Source organism: Marinifilum sp. RC60d5, assembly GCF_052400665.1.
GTDB lineage: Bacteria > Bacteroidota > Bacteroidia > Bacteroidales > Marinifilaceae > JBQTGK01.
Genome location: NZ_JBQTGK010000007.1, coordinates 47,832 through 68,207, shown reverse-complemented (window position 1 = coordinate 68,207; position 20,376 = coordinate 47,832). Strand labels below are relative to the sequence as shown.

Below are 20,376 nucleotides of genomic sequence, written 5' to 3'. Positions count from 1 at the left end.
CTGCAATTTCAATTTATAAAAACCATAGATTATCTTTTCCGTAAACAGGAATGTCTTCGTCAACGAAATGGGGAGCAATTTTGGCAATCATTTCGGGATATTTGATGGTTACAGGTAGGTTTTGCTGACGCACAGATTTCCAATACATACGGCTGAACTGATACACTTGATCGATGAGTTGTCGGATAACTTTAGCATCTTTTAGTTGTTCTTTATCGGTGCAATCGAAGCTTAGTTTTATTGGAAATGGGTATCCATCGGCACTATTATGTTTTGCTTCGGGATAGCGTGTGTTGTTGAAGAGTAAGTATTTATTTCTGCCTATATTGATGAAAGTACCACTTGCAGGCATTAGTTGACTCCAATTCTTATCGAATGCAATGATGTCTTTTGATTCTGTTTTGTTGATGGATATGATAAAAACAGGAATGGACAAATCCATTTCGTTTAGAGCATTTTGTATGTGCACAATTTCCCGTTCACTCATGCTTTTGTAAAAGTGAATGATTAATCGATCGGGCTTGTTGTTGATGGTTGCATAATCGCGAACAGATTTTGAAATTTTCCCCGCTAAAAGTTCGATTTCATCTTTCATGAAATATTCGAAGCTGTTGAATTTGCCATCGTTGCTAAAGCTAAAGGCACTGCCAATGTATTGAATATTTTCTTCGATATGCTTGAATGCTCCGATACCAATGATTAACTCATTTTTAACAGGAGTGTTTAAACGCCAGGGAATACCATCTAGCTTTGCTAAGATAGCGACGGCAATGTTTGGTAGGCTGTAGACCCAATCGTCGCCCTGAGCGATCATTTTATCTGGATCGATGGCTTGAGAGGTGATGTTTCTTTTTAAAAGCAGCTCTTTTACCTGATAGTATATTTCCCGATGTTCTTTGTTGCTGTCATATTTGCTATATGGTGTGATGTAAATGGCGATGTATTTGACATCAGGATTTAGGTCTCGATCTGAAAGTGTTTTTTCTATTTCAGGAATCGGATTTTCTTTGTCTATGAATGTGATACTGAAATTTTTCTCAATATGAAATAAGATATTGGCATATTGTTGCAATCCCTTAAACCATTTTAATCCACTTGTAAAAATTTTATTTAAGGCAAAAGCTTGTGGAATGGCTTCTTTGTGCATAATAAAGAAGAGATGAACTTTTTTGTATGGACTAGCCTTGTATGGTTTAAATTTTTTAAGGTCATATTTTGGTGTGATTCCTGTGTAATTTTGGCCTAATTGATTCTTACCAAAAACCAATAGATTGCTTTCTTTGGTTGTTGTATTTATGCGAGCTGAACTTACATTTAAGAAACCTTCATCGTGAAGTGGGATTATTTTTTTAAAATCTGTAGTGTCTAAGTACTGATTGTAGAAATCTTGAATGTTACTTAGGTATTTAGGGTATCGATTTCCTCGATCGGGAGTTTTTGGAGGAAGGTTCAATGCAGACTGCAGTTTTTTGTTTAAGACAGGGAAGTAGGTGTTGTAATCAGGATTGTCTTCGGAGTTTTGCCAAGCCCATTTTTCGAGTTTATTGTTGTGCACTACCCAATTTAAACAAGTCGGAGATATCCCTTGAATTATCTCGGCAACAGATTTCTTAAGTACTTTAGAGATTCCATCGTATGAAACTAATAATTCGGGGTATTTACTAAGGGTTTTTAACTGAACTTTAAGTGAGAATTTCTTATATATCTTAAATTCAGATGTAGATTGCCTGGGATCGTGTACCCACACCTGATTTTCTTTTATGAATCCAACTTTAACAATTTGATCGATTACTTTGCTAAAGTAATAGTTGATTTGACGATTGTAGTATCGTTTGATCAAATCAGGATTTTCTTTTTCGAGATCTATGCTTAAAGGCAGAAATTTATCTACTTTACCGGTAAAGGTTGTAAATATGGCTTCTGTGTCACTGTTGCTAAGTCCTGGGAATATTGAATCTATATTATCGGGAAATAAAGATTTGTAGATTTTATGACCTTCTCCAATGTCATCTTTTGAGAAGTAGAATGTTTGTTTTTCTGAAGGAAAATCGAAGGTTAAGGTGTTGAAAAATAGATTTTGTTCTTGCATAGCTTTCTGTTGTGTGAATTAAACAATGGCAGAAAATTCTGTCAGTTAGAAAACTTAATTTAACAAAAATTTATATTGCTGCAAAATAATTGTTGTTAATTGTGTCAGATAATGAGTTAGTTATGCTGGGTTAAATGAAGTGTAGGATAGGGGAAATGTAGGAAATGGGGGATTTGAGCTTTGACTAGGCTTGGTAATTTTTTTGGGATGATTGCGATAAAGGGTATGCTGATTTTTATTGAGAGCCTCACTAGAAGTGAGAATCTCAAGGTTTGGGGTTTATTTTTGGAAATCTGATGTTTCCTATGAATCCTATATCCTGTATAGGAACGCGATAGGAACCTAAAATCCGCATGTCTAATTACCACACTTGGATTTTCAGGAAATCATCGTAATTTTTTTAATAATCCTAGTATGATTTTGTTCTTACACAACGAAACTGTACCTGACAATTGCATATTAGGACATTTATCTAAAGTTGATAGCATAGTGTTCCATTTAAGTATGACTTATTAATCTGGACTCTTAAAAATTTGTTCTGTTTCTTTATAACCGTTTTAAGTTTTAAATGCAATTGATCCGTACAGTCTTAACCTTCTTATTCTGCCAGAATATACCCATTTTGCGGGTATACATATAAAACGAAAGATGAATTTCTTGATTCTAAAACTAGGGGACAAAACATTGGTAAGTCTGGAAAATTTTTCAATCATATGCACATATAAGTTCTTGCACATTGCTGTAATTATAAGAAATACAGTATTCTGTTCCAGTTTTGAAAATGGCATTCTATTCCAGCCAAAATCATTCTTTAATATATCAAACTCTCTTTCACTTGCTCCCCTGGCATTATAGAAAAAAACAACTTCATCATTGCTTAGTTCAAAGTCATTGGTCATTATTATACTGTAGTTGCATGCTTCTCCGGTAAACATGTTCAACTGTCCGTCTCTTCGAGCCTCTTTGGTTACCACAATTCGATATTCTTGAAGAGAAGTTTTGGTGCTCTTATCTTCTCTTGCTTTGCGCAAAAATGGGGTAAAAGTAATCGAACTCCTATGCAATATATCATCACCAATGACTACCTCTTCCCAATTCTGAATTTTAGAGATTGCCTTTTCAACACCAGCTGTCATTCTAGCTCTGACGAAAATTCGTTTTGCGACTCTTTCCATAGATTTTATGATATCATAAGTATATGAAGCTGAATCCGCTCTTATGGCATCAATTTTAATCTCCGCTTCATTTAATAAGGCAGCCATTCGATCAATGGTTTCATGTTGCAAAATATGGGCATTACTTTTTCCATTTCTATTTTCAACGTAAACCACATGGTGACCTATCAAACCAACTCCCGGATTGTATCCGTTTTCTTTTTTATAAGTACGTTCTGAATCTGCTTTTTCGGAGAATATTATTGTGTTGTCATAATCAAGAACTACATTATCTTTTTCAAAACCAGGTAATGATGATAACATTTTAAGGTTGATGCGATTTAATTGTTCTGCTACTGAAAAATGATGCTCTTTGTTTCCTCTTTGAGTTGTGAAATATTTCGCTGGTACAGATAATGACTTTAGTCTATTCAAAACTCTGTCAGGACTAGGAATTTTTATGAATGGATTGTTTTTAAGTCCATCCTTCAAATTAATTGACAAGTCTTCTGCACAATCGCCTCCGCAAAAAAAGACTGACCAGTATGACATAATTATATCAAACCAGTTATAAGTAGATTGTTTAGGTAATATCGGCATATTTCCTTTTAATAATTCATCGATTTTTAATTTTATCACCTCTTCAATGACAAAGTTTAATCCTCCAAATGACGAAACCGTCGGGCTATTTAGTATCTTCATATCGGTATTTTGTAAGCAACACCAATTTAGGTGAAAATACTGTAGCTGTAAAACTCTATTCAATAAAGTTTTACAGCTTATTTTTAGCAAGACTTGCGGAATCTAGGTAGGAATCGCGTACCAGCGGGGATTAATTTGAATTGCAAATTTCCAATATGTTATATTCTCAAATAAGTTAACTCACAAGCCTTGCATTTGCGTCTGTTTTGGTCGAGATCGGCGACATTAAAGCGACCTTCGATTTTTTCAAAGATATCCAGACCTCTTCCTAATGATATTTTCCAACCATTATCTGCTGCGATAAATCTATCGTGATGTTTTTCTATACGATAGGTAAGATGTATACCAAGGTCGATTAAGCTAGATTGTATTTCCTCGAAATTGGCTATTGACTCAGCTATGTGTTCTTCATCGTTCCAAGTAACCACTTCAAGGTTAATTTCCTGTTCAGGTGATTTTGTATTCCCGAGCATTACACAAAACTCCAACAAATTTTTAAATTGGTAAGGGAGTCGGATGTATGGATCCTGGATGGTAATGCAATTTGTATCTCTTAGGTAATCAGCAAAAAGTTTTTTGTAAGAAATACCTGTCTGATTGTCTTTTAAAATTACTTGATGGGGCTCTAATTTTACCTTAGCAGTGTTTTTAGTCTCTGTTGGATTTTCCTCTTCCTGATGTTCTTTTTGTACTTGAACAGCAGCCTTATAGTTCAAATTTTCTAATGTTTCAGGGCTATACTGTTTCCCACTTGAAATCAGTGTATATGTAAAGTCAACGGGTTCAGTTCTGAATGTTTCATCTATGATGTACAATTGATCTTTTACACGTTTTCTACCTTCCACACAAAAATCTAATAGTTCCAGTAATTCAGCTTCAGTTAATTCTTTGTGCGGGTAAATTATCTTTACTAATCCTGAAAAAGATTTACGGATAGCGGTTTTATCCCTTGTGGTTAACGAACCATCAAATGAAACTTTGTCATCTAGTAAACCCGAATAATCAAACTTACGAAGCTCTCGCAATAGCTCAGCCAAATAATCTACAATAAAGCCATACTCATTAGAAAAAGTAGAAGATTTTAAAATTCTTACTTCCCAACCTGGTATGTACATGTGCATTCTATCTAAGAATGCACCTTTGATATACCCTTCAGGAATTGATTCGAATAGATGTGAATTTTTGAGCATGTATGGCACTGTGCGTTTAGTATTGCCTACAAATGCCAAAGATGCTGTTGCCTGATAGGTTTCTTTTCCACGATTGAAAGATTGGTTCGCCATGTAATTTTGCATGATTTTCACCAAATCTCCGTCGGTTCGTTTACCGCCTTTTTCCTGTTCGAACTCATCTAACGCTATTACATCCCAATAACCTACCAAGCCAATTTTGTTGCCTGTGTTATTTACAAACAAACGGGCTTTGGATACATCACCACCAGATACCAATACACCATGTGGGGAAAGTTCTGAAAAGATGTGCGATTTACCTGTGCCTTTTGGGCCCAGTTCTATAAAGTTGTAGTTGTTCTCGACATGTGTTATCAATCGTGAAAGCTGAATAAATTTATCCCTACGGCTAAAGTATTCCGGATTTAATCCGATGCTGTGCATCATTACATCCAACCATTCATCTGTAGTAAAAGATTTACGAGCTTGCACATATTCATCCAGGCTAACATTTGATACCTGAATAGGTTTTAAATCAACAATTATCCAACGTATTGAAGTTTCTTCTGCATGAGAATACCCCATACTTAAAATGCACCAAACACCGCCACCACTTAAAAGCTTTTGATTTTCCATTACCATGGCATCGGCAATGGGTACTTTTTTTAAACCAAGGTTAGCAAACTCAGCTTCATAAATGTTGGCTTTATCGTTCAGCGATACAGTGATTTTGTCGATAATCTTGTAACTACCCGTATCACGAATTTTTGCTTTTACAATTTCTGCATCGGAGCGATGTACATAATTACTACGAATAACACTTCTTACTTTTTCGATACCTGCATTAATAATTTCTTCATCATCTATGGCACAATATTGTCCTAACAGATATTCTAATACATAAGCGGGAACAGGGTTGTTTCCTTTAACTATAGCGGTTAAATCTTTGCGTACAACCTTACCTTCAAAATGTTGGATTATTTTTTCTTTTAAAGTGCTCATATTATGCGGTGTGTTTGTCTATTTATAAGTAATTAAGGTATTATTAATGGCATCACGCAGGTCTGTTCTAAGCTTTTGCTCTTCAGCAAAAGTATTCCAGTTGCTTACGGTTATGTCAATATGGTTGATAATGGATTCAGCCTTTTTGATATTCATAGCTTTTGCCACAGCTAATAAGTCCTGCTTTTGAATATTTTTTCGTTTGCCATTTACGCTGAGTGATTGCTGACTGACCCAAATGCTGTCAGGACGGTATGCGTGGCATACATCGTAAGCAGGAGTTAGTTCCCACTTTTCACCTTGTTTTAATCTAAATGCAAAATTCTTGGTATGGTCATCGCAATTTCGGGCAATCACATTAAAAACCATTCTTCTGAATAGTTGTTCGGCTTGCGGGTATGATAAACGCAATATGCGCATGGTTTGAAACAGTTGTTCGTAACCGTACATTCCAACATTATCGAAATCAAAATGCGCCATGGCACACCAGGTTTGTATGTGGTGTTTGGTTGAGCCTCCTTCTCTGTCGAATCGTTGGGTTAAAAAGTGAGCTCTGCCATTTTCTTCTAGTAATTCGCAGGGCATCATGTCAATTCCACAGGCTAAAGCCATTTTGTAATAGGCCATTTCAACTCTACCGTAGCCTTCAGTTTCACCAAATTGGGTATCGCTTACACCATCTAATTTTATGAGGTAATGCTCGAAGCCTTTGGGTGCTTTTGTTTGCCCAGACTTTACTGCTCCCGTTTTTTTATTGTATGCAATAATTGCTTTGGGTCTTGCGCCACCTGCAGAAGTACCTATTTTAAGAATCTCATTCATTGCTTTTTCTTCGTCGGTTGAAATATTGGCATTGAAATCTTCTCTTTGGTTCAGCATTTTTTGAGCTATGCTTACCAAATTGTCTACTTCTACTTTATAGGTGTTTTTAGTGGCTTTAAATTCAGACGGTTCAAATTCCAATGCACCCATTCCACGAAAGCCAATAAAACAAAGCTTTTCCACAGGGTTCATGCTACCTGCAGGGCGACCTTGCTGAGCAAGCCATCTATCCATTAAAGCATTGCCATATTTATCGGGTAAGGCATCAGCTAATAAACCAGGTAAACCACTGAATGTTGCTATTTTTGTTAATTCAGGAAATGAGAAGATGCGCTGCCTATTTTTGATTGACATTTTAAGAGGAGCTAAATCCCATCCTTTTGAAACAAAGCCTGGGTCGAATTCAAAAGTAGCAGACTGCTTTTCATCATTCCAAAGAATGATGCCGACAAATTCTCCCCATATTTTTACGTTTGCAAAATTTACCATTCCGATTCTAAATTATCAGGTTGCGATTTATCTTTAGTTGAACTAGCCCTTTGACGTTTTTTTTTCATCAATTTTGCATATTCAATGGGGCTGATTTGTTCTTCCACTTTAAATACATTCATGATATGTAACTGGTCTAACACCCGCAATACTTGTATTAGTGTTGGGAACGTAATTTTATCTCCTTTTTCCATTAAACTCAAAGTTGAACGGCTGATATTTGCCTCTTTAGCTAATTGACTTTGTGTAATATTTTGGTTTAAGCGGTGGTGCCGTACAAAATCACCTACCGTCTTTAACAATGCCCCATCGGTCATCGAAGCCCAGTTAATGTCCGAGATATCATTCATAAACGTATTTTTTATATTTATTGACTGAAATATAATACAAATATATGGTAAAAAATCCTATTATAAACATGTAATCCGACTAATGCGTGACATATCACACATTAACGTTTGTAATTGATAATAATGAATGATATTTCATACAATAATACCTGATCATATTCTAAAAATCCGTTTGTATCAAAGTATTATTCTGAACTGTTTCTTCAATTACGGGGTTTAATGAGTCATCTACATCAAAAGCTTTTAGTTTTAAGAAACTCTCGGTACCAGCTTCGCTTGACAAAGTCAATTCTACCCGAAGCATCCTTTCGCTTGGTGCTTCGCTTGTGAAGTTTAAAGTGATGGTTTCTAGGTTGCTGACTAAGTTAGAACCACGATACAAGCCAATTTGTAAGGTACGTTCTTTTTCTAAGCGAGATACTTCTGTCTCTTGCAGAATATTCAACTTTAAGATATTGGATACCACTTTTAAACCACCACGGTTAATCAGCATCGGCACTACCTTTTTGCTTACCTCTTTGCGCTGACGGGAACTTTCAATTAAAGGAACTATTAACTCTTGCAAGCTACCGCCACCATGCGCAAACTGCTGACCCACGCCTTGTTTTTTGTAACGATTTACGGATAGTGGAATATTCACAAAAGCATTTTCATTAAATGCAGTGGTTGCCGATAAAGAAATGGAATAGCCAAGATCTAAACTTTGTTCCTCTTCTGTAATAAAATATCGGTTGCCCGATGTTATTACATTATCCGCTGTTATATTTTCCTTATCCTTGTCTTCTATCTCTATATCGTTGTATAAAAAGCCATGGTCGGCAGTAATAATTACCTTTGAAACATTATTAGAAGCATGAAGGTTTTTCACCAAACGCTTGATTTCAGCAATGGCTTCTTCTACGCCTTTAAAGGTGCTTCGTTCCGATACTTTTTTATCGCCACGGGCATCAATGATATCGTGATATACATACACCAGAGGTTTTTTAAAAAGCTCTCGTTTTTGTGCCTGATTAAATCTGTCTAATTCAGAATATTGAATGGCAGTTGCTTCGGGCTTGTGTTGGTTTAATATAGCGGAACGGTTTTCGGTACCCGAAGTAGAAAAGTTATCCGACTTAATTTCGCCATTATTATAGGATTTTACGCCTGGTAACAATTGCGCCATTCCCACATTTGTTTTGGAGGGGATGGATGCCAACATGTATCGCATTTCTGCTGTATTTTTTGCATCGCCATGCATTTCTGACAACAATTCACTTGCTGCTTCGTAGCGTAAAGCATCCGAAATAATGACTACTACCTTTTTATCTTCGGTGGCTAATTCTGTTTTATAAAAATTGTACTGCTTGGGGACATTTACCTTGCTATAATCGAAGTTAAATTGGTTCAAACAACGCAACCATTCACGGTTGAGTTCATCTACATGCTTATCGTAGCTCTTGTTCAATTCCTGCTGAATATTTTCCAGGTTGATCATATTGGGTATTTCAGAAATATCTAAGCTTTTAAAAGCAAGTACAGCTCTACGGTAGGCAGCATCTATTTTATAATGTTCCTGTACGTAGGTGTGGATGTAGATTTCGGGTGTATCTAAAATATAACTTTTAATGCTATTTATGGAGCGATGTACTTTGGCAACCTGAACCACATATTTTAAGGTTTCTTTTATTAGCTCGTCTAAATCGGATTGAAGGCTTATTTGCTCCATGCGTTCAATCACCTCTTGGGGTGAGATCTGAATTAGCGATTGTACACTATTGACTATTGCCCATATCATTTCGGTATTGCATTCGGCAAAGGTCGCATCGTTTCCGTATGCTTCTATTAAGGTAGCACCTTTAATTTTCTTACCTGCATTTTTTAATGCTTGCTTAAATGCAGTACTTACCGTACTATTTTTATCTACATCTTGTAATAACTGGTTAAGACGGGTGATTTGCTGACCTTCTTTTATTTTTAAAGCAGCATAAGGGTCGGTTGGTACAGTGACCTCTATGGTTTGAGTCAGTTGGTTGTAAAGAATAGCACGGGTAATTTCCAATAAACCTTCTTTGCTCAGTGTTTTTATTGAAACACCCGTAATCTGATTCAGTTTATTTACAACAAGCTCATGCAGATTGTTCTTCTGAAAACGGGTAATCAATTTATCTAAGTCTGTGGTTTCGGAATGCGAAGCCAGCACCATTAATTTGGCACACAATACCGACCAGCTTTCTATGTTTTTAAACTTTAATAATGCCGAAACAATGGCTTGCTGTACATTAGGTTCTACAAAATTAGCGGCATTAAGCACAGGCGCACAAACTTTTTGTATGCCCCCATATTGCAGTTCAGCCATGTATTTTTGCACCAGGCTTTTCTGGTGACGTTGTAAGCCGTAATCTTCCATAAAGTTGCCTACATTATCCAACTGAAGTTCTTTGTTTGCCAATAATAAGCCCATTAAGGGAAATGTATGGTAGGCTTCTTGTGTGCGTGGAGCTGCCATAGGTAAATACAACAGCACATTTGTATTTTTTAATTCATCAATCAGCTTACATTTTAAAGAGAAGGGATTGTTGGCATACCATTCAATATGGATGTCTTCTAAATCTAAGGCTTCTACATCGGCTTTGTATTCTTCGTTTTCATCGAAAAAGAATAGAATGCGTAAATGATTGAAACGCTCAAAATAACTGTATATTTTTTCTTTTATCATTTTCTTTTGTTATCGTAATAAGTATTTCCTTTTTGCTCATGCCGCAAGGGCAATTACTTTTCTCCTATAGGTGAGAAAAGTAATCAAAAGACCCCACCGCTGCTGATAAAAGTGCTAAAAATCCATTTCATTCACTAAATTCAAAGAACTCCTCCTTATAAGTTCTCGTGCCTCAAACTTAACGTTCGTCAAACAGCTTTGAATTTTTAACGCTCCTTTCATTGATTTTATTAACGCATTTTCTCAGAGGCGGAAATCAAACATCCGTATGAGCCCATTCCTAAACCACTACTTTATTTTTGCTACTACCTTTTCAAATTTCTTATAGTTTACTGTAACGCCATCGTCTAAATCTATTTTAATTTGTTGGTCGGCAATGTTTTTCAGCTCCATGTCGTATTCTTCGCATTCGATGATGTCTTTGCGCAATTGCTCTAGTTTACGTGCTTCCTGGGTATTTAAACTGCTCTCGTTGCTTTGTAATAAAGTTTGCTCACCACGCAGTTGTTTCAAATGTTCTAACAAATAATTGGCTCGTATTTTTTCGGCCGTAAACTCGTTAATGCGGTGCATATAAACCAATACCTGGAAGGCGCCTTTTTTAGACGAGAACAACCAGTAAATGGGCTTCTTCTTGTACATTTTACAGTGATACTTGTAAAAGTCTTTTACCAGAAACTTATCCAAATCTTTGTTCAAACATTCCTGTATAAAGTTGATGTTCTCGGTGCGTACCTCGTGTCCCCAAATGGTGTCTAGCAATCCGTTGATGTGCAATATGGCATCATCAGGGAAGTTGCAATTGTTACCCATTAAAGGTAAAATGGCATCTTCATCTATTTCTACCTCACCATGTTTGTAGGTGTAAGTGGCCAATTCTTCTGCCGTTGGGTTTGGATGTGCAATATTTAAACCTGCTTTATCTAACCTATAACGCCCCATAAACAGCCCAATGGCATAGCTGATAAACTGTTGCATCACCTCTGCTTTATCTATAGGGAGGGAATAGTTTTCAGGTACGAGAGGTAAGTCTTGGTCTTTCCTACTAATCCCTAATCCCTGTTTCCTAAGTACTTTCTCATCTTGCTCTAATTGCTTGCGATCTAGCTCTTCTTGCAGAATGGTAATGTCTTTTAAACGCACCTCGGGGGTGAGCTCCTCTTGTAAACCATAAATATCTATAAAAATTCGGTTGATTTCTTCTTCATTAGAATGCAGTTGAAAAAAATCTTCTCTAACCTTTTCATGCCATGTATTGTAAGAAACGGTTAATGTACTGTTTCCATTTAATAAAGGTGACTTCCTAAAGTCCCATGAAAACTCAGATGCATCCCAGTCTGATTTCGTTATTTGAATTGCTTCATCTACTAATTTTTCAATTTTAGGTCTATAACTGTTTTCAATAATAATAGGAATCCGATTAATATCACCACCCTGAAAAACAAGTGTCGGATTTAAAAGCTTCAACACTTCACTTACCAACTCTGTATTTAAGAGTCCAAGGAAATAGTTATTAAAGCTGTTGTCAATAAGAAAGGCAGCTTGACTTGCTCCACCAAATATTGATGAAGACATTAGGCGCAACCCTATCTTAGAAGAACTTATTCTTGACCATTCAATTCCTTCCTCAAAATAATACTGCTTTGCTCTAACTGGTGCTCCCCTGTATGATAATGGTAAATTATGATGCGAATGTATATCCACACCATTATTTTCCCAATTTACTATAAAAAGCTTATTCCCATACCAACGCCTGAAAGTTCCTCCTTTGTGGTATGAAAACCATTTAGGAGTTTCTTCATTATTTAGGAACGTATTCGTCAAACTTACCTCCCACCATAAACGAAGAAATAAGGCATCTTTTCCTGTGTCCAAGCCTTTTACACCTTTCCCATAACTTTTGAGAGTTTCATTTTTCTCAAAAATCGATACTAATTTATCTGAAACCCAGTATGCAATTGGACTTCCAGGCAATTTGGAAAAATGATTTTGAGAAATATTAGGATAGTAAATTCTTAGTCCTTCTTCTGAATGAAATATGGATGGAGAATCCTTTGTGTATTTCTTAAAATTATACTTAAACGAAATATCTCCCTTAGATGATAAAAATAGCTTTTCTAAGTGGCTGTGATAAAACTCTTGGAAAGTGCGTTCCACAAGTCTAAAATATACACCACTTTGTGTCGGTTTGGGTTTGCATTTTGTTATAACAGCAGAGACTGAACCAAAATCAGCGCCAAATATTCCCCTACTCAAATGAAGTAAAGAATCAAGACTTTGGGATGTAACTATTTGATTCCTTAACTTCTCAAATGATGATAAAAACATCCAAGAAGGAGGGACAATAAAGGCAAATTTTCCCTTTATTATACTATATAAGGGTAGAGCTTCAATGAAAACTGTACAAAGGTCTGATTTACTATTCTTATAGTTCTTCGTTACGTAATTTTTTAAATTGGCATTCATTGTACCGCTTCCCATGTAAGGTGGGTTGGCTACAACTGAGCTGTATTTCTTAGTCATTATAAGAAGCACAGGTATATACACCTTTATTTTCTGAAATACTGCAACTACATTAATGTCGGTGCTTGGGTTATTTTGTAAGTCTTTAAAACGGCTTTCTATAAAACTCTGTGCATCGGCACTTAGTTGCAACTTCATTACAGAACCCAAGTTTTTAGCTTGTTTCATTAAGAGCAAAGCATCGCTTAGTTCTTCTACGTATTCTTCACCATCTGCACCTAAAAAGTCTAAGACTTCCTGCTCGGTAAAATCCTGTGCTTCGGGCATGGCATATACCTGCGGCATCCACCCTTTGGTAAATATATCGCGGTATTGTTGTGCAGCTTTTAGCAAAATGGCAAAGGTGGCTAATTGTGCAGCTCTATCATCAATATCTAAACCAAATAGGTTTTTAGTAAGAATACTTTCCACCGCTTCTTCGGGGGTATAGTATTCTTCCATATACATTTGGTAGAGCAGGTCGAAGCCTTCTACCAGTATGTGTCCCGAGCCACAAGCGGGGTCTATGAGGGTGAGGTCTTCAATATCGTTTATTAATGCTTCGTTTTGTCCATCGCTGTCATTCTCCACCAAATACTTCATGTTCTTCTTGAGGGGAGAGTCAGGATTTTTATCCAACCACAATTTACCAGCAGTATTTTCCACCATATATTTTACAATCCAATTTGGAGTAAATATTTGGGTGGCAGCGGGTATGTCTTTTGCTTCGGCTTTTTTGTTCTTTTTAAAAGAAGCAAATACCTCGTCTTTTCGTTCAGAAATATAAAACTGGTATAACCAACCTATCAGTTCTACCTTTTTGTATTCTTCATCGCTAATGGCATCGGTAGTATTTAAGAGGTGTAAAAAGCCACTTTCCTGTAGTATGTTATCGGGTAAAAGCAGCTCGGTGTAATCGTCTAACTTTCCAAATACACTATTCAAGGTTTGGTGGTTGTGGCAATAGCCCACCAATAAGAGTGCAAAAGCTTCGGTGTCTTTGTTGTAGTCCCCAATTATTTTTTGCAATCGCTCTTGTTCGGTCGCGTTTAAGAATGAGTATTCCCCTTGTCGTGCCCGTTGTAGAATAATGGGCGTATTTTCCATTCCTTCCACATAGGAAAGCTGATGTTCTTCGTAATCGTTTTTCGCCATTATGCGCAATGCCATCATACGGTTAAACCAAGTATAGGCAGCTTCTTCCACAATTACTTCCATTCCTTTTTTGCCAATGGCAGAACGTAATTTTCTCCATAATGCGGGTAGTGTGGCATCGTCAATCACTTTACCACGGAAGGAATATCCACCAGAAACTGATACCGGTTCTTCCACCACTTCTCCTTCGGGAGTGAAGCCCCAATACAATAGCTTTTGGGCAACGCCCTCCATCAATATTCTTCGTGCCGTTTGGGCAAATGTTTTTGTATTCATCAGTTTCTATTTCAGGATAATGGTTTTCTTTGCTTTTAGCAACTCGCTCATTTCACTTTTAATTTTGGAAATGTAGGTATCTAATTCTTCATTGGTCCTAATAATACTTGTTCCATTTGCTAAGTGATAGGTTGTTGATTTTGGTTTGGGAACAGCGTATGTTTTTTTAGGTGTACCATCACTATTTTTCTGTTGTTTTTTAGCTTTCTCCTGTGCTTTTTCCGTTTCGTAAACATCAACAATTTGCCTAAGTTGTGCTGTTTTAAAGTTGTCGGCATCTAATTTTTTGTTGCTCAGAGCTGCAATAGAAGTCATGTTTTTAATGGACGAAAGCGTATAATCTTTTTGTGCAAAATCGTTTTCACTCACTTTGAAACTGTCTGCTTGCGTTTTTAGCTCAGCAAATATTTCGCTATAAATGTGCAGCACTTCTTTTTTGAGCGTTTCGGTAAACTCTTTAAGCGCAGATTTTATTTCGTCGAAAGCTTTACGTGCATGACGGAACTCTTTACGAGGGTCGTCCAATTTAGTAAAGGCCATTAATTTATCAGCCTTTTCCTGCGCACTTGCATCCAGCTCTTTAATGTTCTCTCTATTCTCTGTTACGAATTTACGAATGCTCTCGTATTCTTTTAAACTTCGATGAGCAAAGTCTTGTATTCCTTTGGCTTTGTCGAAGAGTTCTTTGCAACCATCCTGAGCACCCACTATGGCGTTAAACAATTTTTTAGGGTCACGCATTTGGCTCCATTCTCTTAATTGATTGGAAGCCTGTTGAAATACAACACCAAAGGGATAATAACCATAGTATTCGCCTTCCGATTTTTGGTAGTGTTGTTGCTTTTCTTTTAATGCGATAATTAGCTTGTCGAATTGTTCGTTTCCATCGGTAGAAGTTTTCAAATTCTCATTAAAGATGGCTTTGTACGCCTTAGCCACATTGTTAAGTAAAATAGGGTCAATATCTTCGCCCGTTACTACCTCGCAGGAAAAACGCTCGGAAGTAATTACCGCTTTGTTAATGAAATCTACAATAGGATAACGCTGCTGTTTTTTATAGGCAAACTCCCGTTTTTTCTTTTTTACCAGATGAATCAACACGTCTAGTACAGCTTCAAAACGCCAGCCGAAAGGTTCTTTTTCAAAGTTTTTTATTAAATCATGCACTGTTACCTGATGTCCGTTGGCAGTAATAAAATCGTTTACCATTTGTTCGGCCGGGCTTAGTTCGGGGAACATGGTTTGTGTATCGGCTGCCGACTTTTTTAACATCATCTGATTGTCGGCATATTTTTCGCTTAATTTATGATTTTTATAAATGCCAGACAGGTGTTTTTCAATCAGGTTCTTTACACGTTCTGATGCTGTTGCACCATTAACCTGATTGGTTTCAAGTATGGTGTTTTGCGAGATAAACCGTGTGTCGCTGAACTTGTTTTTTAATGACTGCTCTATCTTCGTTTTCAGTTGGTTGTTTCGAATACGGAAATTATCGTTGGTTTTGGAACGTTCACCTGTTTCGCCCCCCGAATTATTGGTAAAATATTTATTGGTTTTGCAGTACCAGTCGAAATCTCTGCGTAAGCTTTCATCTTTATTGTACCACTCGTTAATACAAATGAGCAGGTCTTTTTTATTTACATCTAAGGCTTTCTGTGGTAGATGTGTGCTGTCGGTTAACAGAACAATTAAATTAAATTCACCTTGACGGAAGAACTCTTTATTCTCAATGGAATAAGCCATTTTAAAATCGTTCTTTCCGAATGAAACCTTAGGACTAATTTTTACTAATGGGCGAAATAAAGAATCGAAGGTACTCCATTTATCGTCTAGACCTACCGTTTGATTTTTAATCAGATTTTGAACGTCAATTTCATCCTCGTTAAAAAAGAAATAGCTACCCTTTTCTTCCCGAATAATACTTTCGTCAACCAATTTGTCCAACACTTCTTTAATCTCTGTGTGGAGTTGCATTTTGTTTTGGTCTAATTGATCCATCAACAACACCGCTATATTTTCTATGGTAGATGGGAAGGTCTGACGCTGATTTTCCAATAAATTGGAAATCATAAATAGCACTTTCACTACACGCTGAGCAAATGCATTATTTTTCACATAGGTGAGTTCTAAACCATTTTGAATGGCTTTGGAACCACGGTTGGTGAGGTTGGTATGAAATTGCTGATTATAAAAACCATCGAAAGGGATAAACATTCCCACTTCTTCGTTAGCATGTTGCTTGGCGGTAAAGTGTGTAATTCCTAATACTGAACGTTCGTTATCTTTTACCTCTTTTATTACAAATTGTAATTGCTGAAAGGCTTCGAATACATGAGCGATTAACTTAAACTGATAAGGAATAAAGGGATAGGAAACAATAAACTCCTCTTCGTTTTGGTAGCCTTTATACAGCTCGTGACTGATTTTGAATTGGTTTTCGATATAGTCTTTGTTGGTAGCATAAAGCTTATTTAAAGCTTCGATACCCTCGCTGCTTTTATCCAAAACCCTGCGTTGTGTAATGTATGATGCATCGTTGCTTTGTAATGAAATACGGGTATCAAAGCGCCCCAATATTTTGCCGAACTCGTCCTGTACATCTGTTACACCATCGGCACTGATAGAAACTTCGTCTAATGTTTGTTGTGCCGTGCAAGCTACCCAAACCTGATTGTTACAATCGTTACTTATGCGCTCAATTATATTCTGAAAGTTGAGCAGTATTTCTTTGTTGGAACCGATGTACTGGCTCACTTCATCAATCAGGAAGAACAAACGATAATTCGGTTCTTTATTTTTAATGAAGTTTTGTAATTCGGGAATTAAGGTAGCGTTAATGCCTACTTTAAAACTATCGGGATTTGAAAGTTTTCCATGTAATGATACGGTATCTAATTCTGGATATACCGATTTAGCAATATCTAATACACCTTCTAACTGGAATGCGGATACTTGTGCAGCATCGGTATTCCAATCGAAACCTAATTCGGAATCTATTTTATCTTTAAAAGCCTGGAACACTCCTTTTTGGTCAAGCGGTTTTTCCAATAAAAGAGCTAATGGAATATCATTGGCATTGTAGCCTCTGAACTTATTGAACATGTTCAGGAAGATACGAGTCAGGCGTTCTTTACTGCCATCATCGGTTTCATCTTCTACGTTGAACATGATGTTATCGGTATGTGAAGAATTAACCCGCTTTTGCAACAATTTGATGTTACTTAATGTAATATCCTCATTCGCACCGATAGCCATAGTGTCGTATCCACCAACGGCTTTACTAAATGCTTCGAAAGCAAGAGGTGATGTTTTTGCATCTAACAAGTAATGGACATACTTAATAAAGTGCGACTTACCCGAGCCGTAATATCCGTTTATCCAGATTCCTGTTTTTCCTGACTTTTTATTCAGGACAGTGTTTAATATCAGATATATTTTTTCAATTAGTTCGTTGGTAAAAACATATTCTTTAATCTCTGCTTCAATGGTAGCTTCATCTTTTTCACTCACCACAACCGCTGGGTTTATGTGGCGGAAAATATCACGGTCGTATATCTCTTGTAATTTCATGCTTATTCGTTGATTAATTTGATAGCTCGATATAGGTTTTCGTCTTTTAACAATTCAAACAGGCTGTAATAGTTCTTTGCTTCGCCTGGGTAAAACATGATAAGTTTATAGCCTTTTATATACTTCTCGAAGTTGTTCATAAAGCGGCTGGCACGTATGTAGGGGAATGACCTGCCAAAACCTTTTACAAATACATAGGCTACTTCAAAATCATTTGCTTGTTTTAGATGTTCTTCAATTTTGTTGGATAAGAAGTTTAAAAAACGTTGGTTGTAGGCATCCATTTTCAGGGATTTATCTACAGCATCAGGCTTTGAAGTTTCAAATTGGGTGTAGTAATTAAATTTTGTTTCTCGTCCAAACTTTTCTTGTTTGAGGTATTCAACAAAAACCTCAAAAATATCAATTACCATTACATCCAGGTAATTACTTGGGCGATGTAAACGATTTTTGATGTCTAAGATTTCCGCATCTACTTCGTATTCTTTCTCGGGGTCGTACATGTACATGTATGCAGGAAAGAATAGATTGCCAGTTTGGTGGTTTTGAAAATCTTTATCGCTTAATTGTGTGTATAGTTCGGTAATGGTCATTGTTTAATTTTTTTGGAAACAGGCTTCTAGGAACCATGCTTCGGAGATATTTTTGTAATAGTCCCAATACAAGGGTTTATTTACAGGAGGTTTTTGGAGCGCTTTGTTTTTTAGCATACCAACCTCTGTTAATGCTCTTCTATATCTTGTATTTAATTTGTTAATTGTAGAATTCGCCCATGAATCAATTATCTCATTGTTTGAAGATAATTCGTCAAATTTCATGGTTAAGTCATAAGAATCTAAATTATCTCCTGTACGGAACTTATTTAAGGTAACATTCCAATGAAGTTCAAATATTATGGGATAAGTTTTTAATATCAAAAAAAATAATCCAAGTTTCTGTTCTTGAATATCCCATTCGAAAAACTGCTGCCAAAATCCGCTTGGAGCATTTGAATATCTTCTTTTAATTTCATGAATAGCCCTTTTGCGTCCTGTTTGTGTTGCGATTCCTAAATACTGGTTATCCTTTTGTTCTGATTGCATTAATACAGAAAAATTTGGACTTAATAAAACATTTTGAAGGGCTATGAATTCATGGTAAAGTAATCCCGCTGACGTAAAATTAGATTCGTATTTTGTTTTATTTCTGGTCATCTGGCACCTCTTATTCAATCCTTGTATAGTTGTTTAACAATTTCTAAAGCATTTAATGCTTCGTTTTCATTTTTGACAATCCCATAAATCTGACCAGCCAACCAAAGAGATATTAGTTCTTCTTGATCAACTTCGAAAAGCTTTGCCATTTTAACAACTTGTTCCCGTTTTGCTTTACGATCGCCACGTTCAATTTTGCTAAACATTGGTGTGTCAATTTCCAATTCAGCTGCTAATTGCCGTTGCAGTAATTCTCTTTCTTCTCTGAGTTCTCTGATTCGTTTTCCTAAAAACATGACTATTTTGTTTGTGACTTGTCAAATATTGGACAATGTACTAAAGTAAAAGCAAAGAAAAGAAAGAAAAGGCTAATTTTTATTAACATAGGAGAGGGGGAATTGTAGGAAGTATAGAATGTTTCGACTACGCTCAACAACCAACTCCTAATTAATCAATATTTTAATTAAACGATTTGAATTCCTATATTTCCTCTGTTTCCTATTTCCTAATTATTTTTACCACCCATGGGGATGGAAATTGCATGAATAGAATTCCTATCATCATTTGAATGATCTTCGCTATTTCTTTTTTTGAATTCGAATAATTTAATTGCTGTTTTGGTAGAATTCATTTTTGGTAAGCATTTGCACAACCCATCGAAATTCTTTTTACGAAGTATCCTGTTGTACACTTCTTTGTCTGATTCATACAATTCAAGCATGTGATTTTTTAGGTTTGTAAATACATCTGGTGAATTGTATATTTTAAAAATTTCTTTTGCATAGTTTAATCTTTGAAAATAAACATAGATGTTGTGTTTTGCTTCCTTTTCTATGGCTTCCTGTTTTGCTAATGAAAGAGTTGTTTTCTTAGGTTTCTGTTCAGGTGTTGGTTTAGCTTGCTTTTTAGCTATTAATTGATCTTGAGGAATGGCAAAACCTTTTTTCGCATTTAGGAGTTCAATTTTTTTTCGCAATCTCCTTTTGCAAGGTCTGTGTATGTTTGAGGTGTAATAATGAATAATTTTATCAGCATTATTATCCCACACATTATTGGTATAAGTTTCATTTGATTTTACACCTATAAGGCCAATTTCTTCTTCAGAAGCTTTTAATATTTCCAATACTTTGGCAATTGATTTACCTACTATTAGATTTTTGAGAATATTTAATTCATTGTCAGAGATTACCATTTTTTTTAGGGTT

12 protein-coding genes are annotated in these 20,376 nt (G+C 36.1%); all 12 read right to left on the bottom strand.

Annotation, left to right across the window (positions count from 1 at the left end; all coding sequences use genetic code 11):
- Positions 1-13: 13 nt before the first annotated feature.
- Entirely contained in the window at positions 14-2,089 is a 2,076-nt protein-coding gene (locus ACT3CE_RS14545; protein ID WP_444710495.1) for a Piwi domain-containing protein, read from the bottom strand.
- 557 nt (positions 2,090-2,646) lie between these two features.
- Entirely contained in the window at positions 2,647-3,945 is a 1,299-nt protein-coding gene (locus ACT3CE_RS14540; protein WP_444710494.1) for an IS1380 family transposase, read from the bottom strand.
- 158 nt (positions 3,946-4,103) lie between these two features.
- Positions 4,104-6,116: a BREX system Lon protease-like protein BrxL gene (gene brxL / locus ACT3CE_RS14535; RefSeq protein ID WP_444710493.1), complete on the bottom strand. Its 2,013-nt coding sequence runs from the start codon at positions 6,114-6,116 to the stop codon at positions 4,104-4,106.
- An 18-nt stretch (positions 6,117-6,134) separates the two neighbouring features.
- Positions 6,135-7,427: a type II toxin-antitoxin system HipA family toxin gene (locus ACT3CE_RS14530; protein WP_444710492.1), complete on the bottom strand. Its 1,293-nt coding sequence runs from the start codon at positions 7,425-7,427 to the stop codon at positions 6,135-6,137.
- A complete protein-coding gene (locus tag ACT3CE_RS14525; RefSeq protein ID WP_444710491.1) occupies positions 7,421-7,777 on the bottom strand; it encodes a helix-turn-helix domain-containing protein in 357 nt (118 codons plus the stop codon). The genes ACT3CE_RS14530 and ACT3CE_RS14525 overlap by 7 nt, the downstream gene beginning before the upstream one ends.
- A 160-nt stretch (positions 7,778-7,937) precedes the next feature.
- A complete protein-coding gene (pglZ, locus tag ACT3CE_RS14520) occupies positions 7,938-10,475 on the bottom strand; it encodes a BREX-1 system phosphatase PglZ type A (protein ID WP_444710490.1) in 2,538 nt (845 codons plus the stop codon).
- 288 nt (positions 10,476-10,763) lie between these two features.
- A complete protein-coding gene (pglX, locus tag ACT3CE_RS14515; protein WP_444710489.1) occupies positions 10,764-14,408 on the bottom strand; it encodes a BREX-1 system adenine-specific DNA-methyltransferase PglX in 3,645 nt (1,214 codons plus the stop codon).
- A gap of 6 nt (positions 14,409-14,414) precedes the next feature.
- A complete protein-coding gene (gene brxC / locus ACT3CE_RS14510; protein WP_444710488.1) occupies positions 14,415-17,978 on the bottom strand; it encodes a BREX system P-loop protein BrxC in 3,564 nt (1,187 codons plus the stop codon).
- A gap of 2 nt (positions 17,979-17,980) precedes the next feature.
- On the bottom strand, positions 17,981-18,571 hold the full coding sequence (locus ACT3CE_RS14505) for a BREX protein BrxB domain-containing protein (RefSeq protein WP_444710487.1): 591 nt from the start codon (positions 18,569-18,571) through the stop codon (positions 17,981-17,983).
- A 3-nt stretch (positions 18,572-18,574) separates the two neighbouring features.
- Positions 18,575-19,171, bottom strand: coding sequence for a BrxA family protein (locus ACT3CE_RS14500; protein ID WP_444710486.1), 597 nt, complete (start codon positions 19,169-19,171; stop codon positions 18,575-18,577).
- Positions 19,172-19,185: 14 nt separating this feature from the next.
- Positions 19,186-19,467 carry a helix-turn-helix domain-containing protein gene (locus ACT3CE_RS14495; RefSeq protein ID WP_444710485.1) on the bottom strand — a complete coding sequence of 94 codons (282 nt, stop codon included), beginning with the start codon at positions 19,465-19,467 and terminating at the stop codon, positions 19,186-19,188.
- A gap of 209 nt (positions 19,468-19,676) precedes the next feature.
- The gene (locus ACT3CE_RS14490; protein ID WP_444710484.1) at positions 19,677-20,363 is read right to left on the bottom strand and encodes a hypothetical protein; all 687 of its coding nucleotides are present in this window, start codon (positions 20,361-20,363) and stop codon (positions 19,677-19,679) included.
- Positions 20,364-20,376 lie beyond the last annotated feature (13 nt).